The 9,121-nt window shown below is 60.7% G+C and carries 16 protein-coding genes; all 16 read left to right on the plus strand.

Annotation, left to right across the window (positions count from 1 at the left end; translation table 11 throughout):
• The first annotated feature begins 136 nt into the window (after window positions 1-136).
• Window positions 137-2,392 carry a bifunctional DNA primase/polymerase gene (locus tag FXY94_RS01110; protein ID WP_016663167.1) on the plus strand — a complete coding sequence of 752 codons (2,256 nt, stop codon included), beginning with the start codon at window positions 137-139 and terminating at the stop codon, window positions 2,390-2,392.
• 152 nt (window positions 2,393-2,544) lie between these two features.
• Window positions 2,545-4,077, plus strand: a complete 1,533-nt coding sequence (locus tag FXY94_RS01115) for a DEAD/DEAH box helicase (protein WP_016663168.1) — start codon at window positions 2,545-2,547, stop codon at window positions 4,075-4,077.
• Window positions 4,025-4,399, plus strand: coding sequence for a hypothetical protein (locus FXY94_RS01120; RefSeq protein ID WP_016663169.1), 375 nt, complete (start codon window positions 4,025-4,027; stop codon window positions 4,397-4,399). Before FXY94_RS01115 ends, FXY94_RS01120 begins: the two co-directional genes overlap by 53 nt.
• A gap of 119 nt (window positions 4,400-4,518) precedes the next feature.
• Window positions 4,519-4,659, plus strand: coding sequence for a hypothetical protein (locus tag FXY94_RS10735; RefSeq protein WP_016663170.1), 141 nt, complete (start codon window positions 4,519-4,521; stop codon window positions 4,657-4,659).
• The gene (locus FXY94_RS01125; RefSeq protein WP_016663171.1) at window positions 4,656-5,036 is read left to right on the plus strand and encodes a hypothetical protein; all 381 of its coding nucleotides are present in this window, start codon (window positions 4,656-4,658) and stop codon (window positions 5,034-5,036) included. Before FXY94_RS10735 ends, FXY94_RS01125 begins: the two co-directional genes overlap by 4 nt.
• Window positions 5,033-5,194, plus strand: coding sequence for a hypothetical protein (locus FXY94_RS10740; RefSeq protein ID WP_016663172.1), 162 nt, complete (start codon window positions 5,033-5,035; stop codon window positions 5,192-5,194). Before FXY94_RS01125 ends, FXY94_RS10740 begins: the two co-directional genes overlap by 4 nt.
• Entirely contained in the window at window positions 5,191-5,478 is a 288-nt protein-coding gene (locus FXY94_RS01130) for a hypothetical protein (protein ID WP_016663173.1), read from the plus strand. Before FXY94_RS10740 ends, FXY94_RS01130 begins: the two co-directional genes overlap by 4 nt.
• 156 nt (window positions 5,479-5,634) lie before the next feature.
• Window positions 5,635-5,997 (plus strand): hypothetical protein, encoded by a 363-nt coding sequence (locus tag FXY94_RS01135; RefSeq protein WP_016663174.1) that lies wholly within the window; start codon window positions 5,635-5,637, stop codon window positions 5,995-5,997.
• Entirely contained in the window at window positions 5,990-6,274 is a 285-nt protein-coding gene (locus FXY94_RS01140; RefSeq protein WP_016663175.1) for a hypothetical protein, read from the plus strand. The genes FXY94_RS01135 and FXY94_RS01140 overlap by 8 nt, the downstream gene beginning before the upstream one ends.
• On the plus strand, window positions 6,261-6,566 hold the full coding sequence (locus tag FXY94_RS01145) for a hypothetical protein (protein ID WP_016663176.1): 306 nt from the start codon (window positions 6,261-6,263) through the stop codon (window positions 6,564-6,566). Before FXY94_RS01140 ends, FXY94_RS01145 begins: the two co-directional genes overlap by 14 nt.
• Window positions 6,563-6,817, plus strand: a complete 255-nt coding sequence (locus FXY94_RS01150; RefSeq protein WP_016663177.1) for a hypothetical protein — start codon at window positions 6,563-6,565, stop codon at window positions 6,815-6,817. The genes FXY94_RS01145 and FXY94_RS01150 overlap by 4 nt, the downstream gene beginning before the upstream one ends.
• The gene (locus FXY94_RS01155) at window positions 6,814-7,356 is read left to right on the plus strand and encodes a hypothetical protein (protein WP_016663178.1); all 543 of its coding nucleotides are present in this window, start codon (window positions 6,814-6,816) and stop codon (window positions 7,354-7,356) included. The genes FXY94_RS01150 and FXY94_RS01155 overlap by 4 nt, the downstream gene beginning before the upstream one ends.
• Window positions 7,353-7,571 carry a hypothetical protein gene (locus FXY94_RS01160; RefSeq protein ID WP_016663179.1) on the plus strand — a complete coding sequence of 73 codons (219 nt, stop codon included), beginning with the start codon at window positions 7,353-7,355 and terminating at the stop codon, window positions 7,569-7,571. Before FXY94_RS01155 ends, FXY94_RS01160 begins: the two co-directional genes overlap by 4 nt.
• A 78-nt stretch (window positions 7,572-7,649) precedes the next feature.
• A complete protein-coding gene (locus FXY94_RS01165; RefSeq protein WP_016663180.1) occupies window positions 7,650-8,006 on the plus strand; it encodes a hypothetical protein in 357 nt (118 codons plus the stop codon).
• Window positions 8,003-8,662, plus strand: a complete 660-nt coding sequence (locus tag FXY94_RS01170) for a MerR family transcriptional regulator (protein ID WP_016663181.1) — start codon at window positions 8,003-8,005, stop codon at window positions 8,660-8,662. Before FXY94_RS01165 ends, FXY94_RS01170 begins: the two co-directional genes overlap by 4 nt.
• Before the next feature lie 89 nt (window positions 8,663-8,751).
• The gene (locus FXY94_RS01175; RefSeq protein ID WP_016663182.1) at window positions 8,752-9,072 is read left to right on the plus strand and encodes an HNH endonuclease; all 321 of its coding nucleotides are present in this window, start codon (window positions 8,752-8,754) and stop codon (window positions 9,070-9,072) included.
• The last annotated feature ends 49 nt before the right edge of the window (window positions 9,073-9,121 follow it).

Consider the following 9,121-nt stretch of genomic DNA (forward strand, 5'->3'; position numbering starts at 1 on the left):
ACGCCCCGGCACCACACCCCACCTCCAGAACCCTCCCGCATTGGGGGTGGGTGGTGTGGCGACGGTTCACGACCAAGCCGGGGCACCACGAAAAACACGCCCACACACCCTCACTGTTATGGAGCCGAGAGTGACCATGCCACACCCCGCAACACAACACCACACCCTCACCATCCCCGCCATCGACGGCCTCGACGCCCTCAACGCCGCGTGCGCCTACGCCCGCGCCGGATGGTACGTCGGCCCCGTCAAACCCGGCACCAAACACCCCGGCTCCATCCTCGGACGCGGCTGGCAATCCAAAACCACCCGCGACCCCCAAATCATCGCCGACACCTGGATGGACCACCCCGACGCCGGCGTGTTCCTCCACGTCGGCCGCTCAGGCGGCATCGTCCTCGACGTCGACACCCCCATCAACCTCCCCGACATCCTCACCGAAGCACTCACCGAAACCCCCGCACCCTTCCAATACACACGCCGCAACGACCTCGCACGCCGCCACTACGTCTACACACAACCCACCGGCCGACGCTTCGGAAACGGCCTCGGAAACCTCCCCGCCGGCTGGGGCGACATTCGCGGCGTCAACGGCGTCATCATCGTCGCCCCCTCCACCCACCCCGACCCAGAAGGACACTACGCATGGGGGAGAGTCGGCGAAGTCCCCGAACTCCCCGCCACCATCGCCGAAGCACTCACCGACACGACAGACACCGCAGACGTTGCCAGCGACGCCACCATCCGCGCATTCATCACCGAACACACAAACGGCGACAACCACGCACAAATCGACGCGTGGGTCGCAACCTTCAACCGATACGTGCGCGAAGGCGACTCGCGCCACCAGCGCGCCACCAGCATCCTCACCGGAGCACTGAAAGAGGCAGCCGCAGGCTACTACCCAGCCGCCCACGCCGAACAGCAACTACGCGACGCATTCCTCACCGCCGTCACCAGCGACGGCGTGAGCGAGAAGCAGGGCAAGGCACGCACGCCACACGCGGCCCTCAACGAGTGGCGCGGCATCCTCGCATGGGCTGTTGCCCAGGCACGCGCAGCAGACCCCCAGGCGGCCCGTGAGCGCGCCGAACAACACGCCCCCACCATCAACCTCGACCAGTACGCGACCGGCCCTAGCGGGCGCGTCGACACGACCACAGGAGAAATCCTTGACCAGCAACCCGAAACACCCACCAGCACCACCCCGCAACCTGTGGAGGAGGCTGACAGCAGCTCGCTCGACGCGCTGCTTGACCCGAACACGGAAGACGAAGATCAGGCGTCATGGGAGCCAATCGACGCTGACGAAATCCTCGACGGCACACTAAAGCGCCCCACCCCGCGCCTCCTCGCCCGCACAGACGGACCAGCACTCCTTTACCCAGGGAAGACGCACACCGTCTTTGGTGAATCCGAATCCGGTAAGAGCTGGGTCGCGCAGTACGTCGCAGTCGAAACGCTCATCAACGGCGGGCGCGTCCTCTACATCGACTTCGAGTCCGACGCCCTCGACGTGTTCGACAGGCTCCAAACCATCGGAGCCGCCAAGGACCACCTACGCGCCCCACGCTTCGCCTACGTACGGCCAGACGCCTCGCCACTCGCATTCCGTGAGCAAGAAGCGTTCGCTAGTCTCCTGGCGCAAACGTGGGATTACGTGGTCCTTGATGGCGTGACTGAGGCGCTCAACCTTCACGGAAAATCAAGTCTCGACAATGACGAGATCACCCAGTGGATGCGCGCCGTCCCTCGCCGCTTCTCGCGCGAAACAGGAGCGGCCGTCGTTCTCGTCGACCACGTCGTAAAAAGTACCGAGAACCGTGGCCGCTTCCCTATCGGTGGCCAAGCCAAAATGGCCGCCATCGACGGGGCCGCGTTCCTCGTCGAGCCGATCGCTGCAATCGGGCCTGGCCTCGACGGGCATCTCACGGTGCGCGTCACGAAAGACCGGCCTGGCGTTGTTCGCTCGCACGCTGGCGGTTGGCGTAAAACCGACCGCACGCAAGAGGCGGCGCGGGTGCGCATTGACTCCAGCGGCGACGGTACACGCATCACTGTTGAACCGCCACAGAAAAACGAATTATCGGACGAGGAAAAGCAGCAAATCTTCCATCTGCGATTCCTTGAAAAAATCTCCGAAGTTCTTTCCGAGGCAGACGAGCCACTCTCTAAAACTCGCGTAGCTGAAACCCTTAGAAGTCTCGGTTATGGCGGGAGATGGGGGCGAGCCGATGAAGGTCTTAACGAGTTGGTGCGGCGTGGTTTTGCGGCAAGCGAGCCTGGCCCACGAAGTGCCCGGCTGTACCGATCGCTCGGTGTTTACCTCTCGGTGAATGACCCGGAATCGCCCGAATATGCGGGCGATCTCGACTCGTTCAGGACCCACTAAAACACGACCCCTTCCCACCCCTTCCCACCCCTTCCGGGAAGGGGTCGCCCACCACCCCTTCCCGGCCCCCCTTTTAAGGGGGCCGGAGGGAAGGGGTGAGCGACAGGGCTCGGAGACCCCTCACCCCTAACCACCCCAGGAAGTAGTCAACCATGCACACTTTCCAACCAACCCCCTACCCCTACCAACTCGAAGGGGCTCTCCAAGCAGCCCACGCCGGACACACACTCATCGCCGACGAGCCAGGCCTCGGCAAAACCCTCCAAGCCCTCGCCGTCCAACGAATCACCAAAGCAAAACGCACCCTCATCATCTGCCCCCCAATCCTCACCACCAATTGGGAAAAAGAAACACGCCGCACCCACAACAACGAACACATCAACGGCGAGCTAATAAAAATCACTCCACAGAACCCCATTAGCGGGAAAAACAAAACAACCCAAAAGAAAGCACTCGACCAGCTCCCGAACGCCGGCACCGTCATCGTTCCCGACAGCCTCATCGTCGCGAGGGGACTGGACTACCCACTAGCGATGTGGGAGCCCGATCTCCTCATCCTCGACGAAGCCCACCGCTACAAGACACCCGGTGCGAAACGCACCAAAGCGGTCTTGCACATTTCCCAGTACGCCAAGCAGACCCTTTGCCTCACCGGCACCCCCATCATCTCCACACCCCTCGACCTCCTCCCCCTCCTCACCATGACCGGCCACCTCCACCACTTCGCCAAAACACCATGGGAATACATCAACCGCTACACCTACGAAAACCACTTCGGGGCCCGCGTCGCCAACCCCAAAACCCTCGCCGAACTCCACGCCATCCTCGACAAGCACGTCTGGACACGCCGCACCAAAAACCAAGTCCTCACCGAACTCCCACCGAAGCGTCGAAGCGTTCACTGGGTCACCCCCGACACAGACACCCTCGACAAAGCAAACCGTGAACTCGCCGAAAAGATCGACACCTGGCTCGACAGCCTCGACCGCACCCCCAATAACGATGACATCTCGGGCTTCGTCGGTGACTGCCTCCCCTTCGTCGCGCAGCTCAGAAAGGCGACCGGCCTCGCGAAAGTGGATGCCGCAACCGACTGGGTCACCACGCGCCTCAACGCCGAACCAAGCAAGCCTCTCATCGTGTGGATACAGCACCGCGACGTGTCCGAAGCACTCATCAGCCAGCTACGCAAAGAAAGCCCCTACACGTCCGTGGAACTGATCGACGGCACCGTCACCGGCCCCGCCCGAGACGACATCGTCGAGCGGTTTCAAGCCGGCGGCATCAACGTGCTTGTCGCGCAAATCGCCGCCGCCGGCGTAGGCCTCACCCTCACAAGAGCATCCACGGCACTGTTCGTTGAAACCGACTGGACGCCGGCGCTTGTCGTGCAGGCTGAAGACCGCATCCACCGCATCTCTCAAACCGCGTCCGTCGAGCTCGTCACGCTCGTCGCGACCGGGACGCTCGACGAGCGCATTCACGACACGCTCGCGAAAACAATCCGCGTCCTCGAAGCCCTCACCCCTGGAAGCGACATCCACGTCGCTACTGAAACCAGTGGAGCCGTATCAGCCTCCACCATCCTCCACCAGCTCATCACTGAGCGCATCACCGAAAGGAACACCACGAATGGCACGCAGCAGAGCGAGCGCGAAAGCAGCCGGGTCACGGTTCGAGCGTGAAATCGCTGATTATCTCGCCGCCCGCGTCGACGACCGAATTGATCGGCGAGTGAAGACCGGCGCACGCGACCGAGGCGACATCGCCGGGGTACGCGTCCATGGCGAGCGAATCGTTATCGAATGCAAAAACACCACCCGCATCAACCTCGCGGGCTGGGCGAGCGAAGCCCGCGCCGAAGCCGTGAACGATAACGCCGCCATCGGTGTTGTGGTGCATAAGCGCCACGGGAACGGTAAGCCCGGCGAACAGTGGGTAACGATGACCCTCGCCGATCTCGCATGGCTCCTCAACCCGGAAAGTCATACAGGCGGGCCGCTATAGCCTTCAGGACGTGTTAGCGCCCCTTAGGCGCTACTTCGCACCCACTTCTTTACTTCTGACGCTCCTACGGGCCTCGTAGGGGCGTTTCGTTATGCCCGCACCAACCGAAAGGCCCCGAAATGACCCACCACGTTGACCGCATCGCCCACCTCGAACACCTCGCCCGTCAACGTGAACGCGCCGAACTCCAAGACCTTCGCGACGACTGGCACGCACAAGCCGCCGAAGACGACCGATACACAGAAAGCGACGAAGCATGAAATGCCACTGGCACGTGATCTACGGGGTCATGATCGTGCTTTTCATCGCGTGCGCCATCGCGATACCGAATCAATTCCTCCCATGGCTCTCAACCGCGATCATGACCGCCACCGCCATGCTCTGGCACCGAGAGCGAGACATCGAGCGGGAAACAGTGAAGGGAATGAAGAAAATCGTCGAGTTTTGGCGCACGGAAGCGCGCAAAGCGCAGCACGAGCTCGATGTTCTCTCCGAGCGCACACGAGACGAAGAAACCGACCGTGAACGATCCACCGTAAACATCCATACGCAGTACCACGAGAAGTTCGGAGAAGTTCTCGCGGAAATAATCCGCCGAGCCGCCCCAGAAATCCCCGAAAGCGAGACACGCGAATGACCACCTGCCTCAAATGCGGAACCGACACGCCTCGCGAACTCTGCGACACGTGCAACACCACCAAAACAATCCGCACCGAACTCGAACCACACCTCGACACGTCAATCGCGGCCGAACTCGCAGACAAACTCGCAGACCTCCTCAAGGAGCAGAAATGACCTACATCCCCGCACCAAAATCGAAAGACGAAACCATGGAAAACTTCAGCGACTACCGCAACGAAATCACTGCAAAAATCAGCGAACACTTCAACCTTCCAGTAATGGAAGACGGCTCGGTTTTCCTCAATGTTTTCGCGGACTGGGACGTTAGCCAGGCCCCGTTGTTGAACTGGCGACAAGTCCAGGGGTGCCCAACAAAATACGTGGCAACCATCCACACGTGCCCGTTTGAAATAACAATTTATGCAGACGGCCCCGCCCACAACGAACCCGTGAAGTAAGAGAAAGAACGACATCATGAACGAAACTAGCGAGCACGGCGCGCTTTATAGGCACGTCGAACGCCTAGAGACGAGCCTACAAAAGTTAGAGGAAGCACTACTCCGCGAAGTGTCCAGTGCTGTAGTTGAGTTGTCCAACATCTACAAGGAGCAAGAATGACCACCACCGACACACTGGCCGAGTGCATCGGGCGCATCCTAAACGAGGAGGGCTGGACTTTCGAGGGCGTCCACGAACCTGGGGAATACGACGAGTGCGAGGACTGCCGACTCGTGGTCGACCCTATCGCGGCAAGGATCGCCACCGTGGCGCACGCTCACCTTGCCGCGCAGGAGCCGACCGACGCCGAGGTCGAAGCCGCCTGCGCAGGGTTCTACAACGACCCGAACGGCCTAACCGACTGGACGAAGCTCGCACGGGTCGATCCGGTCCTCGCCGACCGCTACCGCGCCGGTATGCGTCGCGCCCTGCCCGCGGCCCGTACCACCCGACGAGACGAGGAGAAGCGAGATGACTGACAGCCCGTTCAAGACCTACGAGGTGACGACCGTCCGAACCGTCACCGTCGCCACAATCACCGAAGAGAACATCGGCCAGATCGCCGCGCTCATCAAGGGGAAGGCCGACTACTCCGGCGAGTCCCCAACGCTCATCGATCCAAACCGGAGCATCGGCATGATCTGGCGGCTCGGCATGACGGTCGGGCTTCTCGGCTCAAGCCTCATAAACGAGAGCGGCGTTCTGACCGACCGCGACGTGACCAACGTGAAGGAGGTCCCCGATGACCGACAGTGAGTATGTGCCGGGCGAGCGCGAGGTCCGCGCAGACTTCGTGCTGGCCAACACACGCAACTTCGACTCCTACCAAGTTGGCCGCACCCTCGCGTCGGAGCAGAAGCACTACGGAGACGAGTTCGACCGCTGGCTCAACCAGGTAAAAGCCGAAGCAGCACGCGAAGCCCTCACCCAGTACGCGAGCGAGTTCGAAGGCGAAGGCTCGGAGTGGATAGGCCCAATGGGTCCCACACTCATCGCTAGGGACGTCCGCAACTTCATCACGGAGCACTACCCGGAGGAGCAGAAATGAGCAGCATGCATGACACTTACAAACTGGCCAAGAAAATCCGGGACGAGGTGACAGGCACCTACAGCGGATACGGCTACTACTCGACCTTCGTTAGAACTGACGAGGCAGCCGAGATCGCCGCCGCCGTTCTTCCCATCATCGCTGAAGAGGTGCGCAAGGCGAAGGCCGAAGCGTGGGAAGAATGCGCCGCCAAGATCGAGATGCAAGGCACCGTGCAAATCCCCGACAACCCATACAAGGAGCAGGAATGACCCTCACATTCAAAACCGCGAAACACGCTGTCGGCAAGTACGGCGAAGTATCCAGAATCGTCGAACACGTCGACGACCTCACCCACCGCAGCGTGACCCGTGAGGCAGCTATCGAAGCCAACAAGTTGGGATACCAGTTCACTCCATGCATTGTCGTCACCACCGCGCGCGAAGCACTCGACGCCGCATGGGAACTCGCCCACGAAGTCAAAGGAGACAAAGTCCCAAGCGGACAGGCATATATTCGACGGGGCCCGCTTTCCTTCCTCTACACCGTAAACACTTACGGTTACGTGCATGAATGCGAAGGAAGCAACGCCAACGCCGAACACCGACTCCTCGACTCGCCCGAACCTGACCCGGAACCGGAACCGTGGGAACTCACCCGTTTCTGCTACGCAAACGGAGTCATCTACAAGCGCCTACAAAACGATAACGCTACCTACTGGGTACGCGGGGGCGACGTAGACAGCTACAGCCGCGAAGACCTTATGAAACGCAACCCCAAGCCCGTCACCATCGAAGGAGACGAAGAATGAACGAAACCCTCATCAGTGAAACATTGCAAGCGTACGGCGTGGACCTCACCCGCATACCAACAGACGCAGCAATAAAACCATGCTGGGACCGCGCTGAGGGTCGCGTTACAGGAATCTACGTTCAGACGTTTTGCTACGACCAAGACGGCGAAATCCTCATCGACAACCTAGCTAAACGGGCTGTAATCCTAAACGTGTTCCACCCTGAACCGTAAGCCCACAACTAAACCCACCCGAAATGAAGCCCCGGCCTAAACGGTCGGGGCTTTTCTTATGCCCAAAAGGAGAAGGCAATGCGTGCATATCCCGTCATCATCTACACCGACCCCGCAACCGGCGACCTCGTCATACTCCAAATCGAAGACCGGTTCGGAATCGACATGGAAACCGAAACCTTCGAAACGTGGACAGGGCAGCTACGGGTCAAAAACCACATCACCATCACCGCCACCACAACACGTACCCTCACCGGAAACAGCACCGAACGCACCATCGGTGAACTCGCAAGCACGCTCGGACAGGAAATCGAACGGCTCAAAAAACACGCCATCGACGAGTACCGTCGCGGCCACCGAAACGGCAAACAATACGCCCTCAACCGAATGAGCGAACTAATCGAAACAGAGACCGACGATGAGGAGCAGGCATGATCGATGCGCAAAGCGTTATCCGCGCCATCAACCGCGCCGATACCGCCCGCGACTACCTACGAGAAACCTACCTCCCTGGCTCACGCACCGGCGGCCCGCGAGCGCAAAACGCGGCACCCCCCGCTCCGCTCGATATTGGCAAGCTCGATCAGATCAATCTGATTACGCAGCAACTCGCCGGATGGGCGCGGCTCATCGAGGAGGAGACGGGTGAGTTCATTGACGATGAGGTGGAGGTCTATCTTCGCCGTCACGCCACGTTCGCCGCCGCTCAAGAGTGGGCGCTTGACATGGTGGACGAGCTCAATGCGAGCGCCGCCAAAGGTGAAGCCATGGCCGGGGCCAGCGTTAAACGAATCCCCGCCGGGGAGTGCTCTTGCGGCGAAAGGCAGTGGGCCTACCAGACCGACCGCCCCTACGTGAAGTGCCGAGCTGGACACGAGACCACTCCCGCCGATCATCTCGCGAGCGGGGCCACCCTCAGTATCAGCGACGCCGCCCGCGCCCTCGGTGTCTCGCAATCAACGATCACGAGAGCGATACAAGCGGGCAAGCTCGATGGAGTGTTACCTGGGAGCGGCGGGAGGCGCGGAGCGGTCAGTGTTGAGGCGCTCAAAAAGCATGCGGCGACACGCAGCAAGGAGTTACATGCTTGACATGACGCATGATAAGTTTTGCTTAGATAGGTGCCGTGCACCTGAGAGCCACCCAGCGAGGTGGCTTTTTACATGCGCGAGGAGGGTCGATGGCAACCCGTGACAGTGCCCTCACCTCGCGTGCGTGGAAGAAACTCAAAGAGTCTTACCGTTCAGCATGTGCGAGCGATGACCGGCCCTGCTGGATATGCCAGCAGCCCATCGACTACACGCTTCGATGGAAGCAAGGCCAAAAGCCGATACCTGAAGCGTTCGAAGTCGACCACTATCACCCGCGCTCCACGCATCCGCATCTCACCTACGACCCGGCGAACCTTAGGCCGTCGCACGTGAAATGTAACCGGGCGCGCGGCAACAAAATGGTGAGCGCCGATCTCGGAACGCCATCACGGCAATGGCTCAAGGGGTAGGGGCGTTTCAATCACGAGCGCCGGTCGGAAGGGCCAGATCCCGGGCCGC

Source organism: Dermabacter jinjuensis (assembly GCF_902381725.1).
In the GTDB taxonomy this organism is placed as follows: domain Bacteria; phylum Actinomycetota; class Actinomycetes; order Actinomycetales; family Dermabacteraceae; genus Dermabacter; species Dermabacter hominis.

What these genes read in the sequence shown, in the direction of transcription:
- FXY94_RS01110 (WP_016663167.1), top strand. Translation starts at nt 137, where the DNA reads ATGCCACACCCCGCAACACAACACCACACCCTCACCATCCCCGCCATC.
- FXY94_RS01115 (WP_016663168.1), top strand. Translation starts at nt 2,545, where the DNA reads ATGCACACTTTCCAACCAACCCCCTACCCCTACCAACTCGAAGGGGCT.
- FXY94_RS01120 (WP_016663169.1), top strand. Translation starts at nt 4,025, where the DNA reads ATGGCACGCAGCAGAGCGAGCGCGAAAGCAGCCGGGTCACGGTTCGAG.
- FXY94_RS10735 (WP_016663170.1), top strand. Translation starts at nt 4,519, where the DNA reads ATGACCCACCACGTTGACCGCATCGCCCACCTCGAACACCTCGCCCGT.
- FXY94_RS01125 (WP_016663171.1), top strand. Translation starts at nt 4,656, where the DNA reads ATGAAATGCCACTGGCACGTGATCTACGGGGTCATGATCGTGCTTTTC.
- FXY94_RS10740 (WP_016663172.1), top strand. Translation starts at nt 5,033, where the DNA reads ATGACCACCTGCCTCAAATGCGGAACCGACACGCCTCGCGAACTCTGC.
- FXY94_RS01130 (WP_016663173.1), top strand. Translation starts at nt 5,191, where the DNA reads ATGACCTACATCCCCGCACCAAAATCGAAAGACGAAACCATGGAAAAC.
- FXY94_RS01135 (WP_016663174.1), top strand. Translation starts at nt 5,635, where the DNA reads ATGACCACCACCGACACACTGGCCGAGTGCATCGGGCGCATCCTAAAC.
- FXY94_RS01140 (WP_016663175.1), top strand. Translation starts at nt 5,990, where the DNA reads ATGACTGACAGCCCGTTCAAGACCTACGAGGTGACGACCGTCCGAACC.
- FXY94_RS01145 (WP_016663176.1), top strand. Translation starts at nt 6,261, where the DNA reads ATGACCGACAGTGAGTATGTGCCGGGCGAGCGCGAGGTCCGCGCAGAC.
- FXY94_RS01150 (WP_016663177.1), top strand. Translation starts at nt 6,563, where the DNA reads ATGAGCAGCATGCATGACACTTACAAACTGGCCAAGAAAATCCGGGAC.
- FXY94_RS01155 (WP_016663178.1), top strand. Translation starts at nt 6,814, where the DNA reads ATGACCCTCACATTCAAAACCGCGAAACACGCTGTCGGCAAGTACGGC.
- FXY94_RS01160 (WP_016663179.1), top strand. Translation starts at nt 7,353, where the DNA reads ATGAACGAAACCCTCATCAGTGAAACATTGCAAGCGTACGGCGTGGAC.
- FXY94_RS01165 (WP_016663180.1), top strand. Translation starts at nt 7,650, where the DNA reads ATGCGTGCATATCCCGTCATCATCTACACCGACCCCGCAACCGGCGAC.
- FXY94_RS01170 (WP_016663181.1), top strand. Translation starts at nt 8,003, where the DNA reads ATGATCGATGCGCAAAGCGTTATCCGCGCCATCAACCGCGCCGATACC.
- FXY94_RS01175 (WP_016663182.1), top strand. Translation starts at nt 8,752, where the DNA reads ATGGCAACCCGTGACAGTGCCCTCACCTCGCGTGCGTGGAAGAAACTC.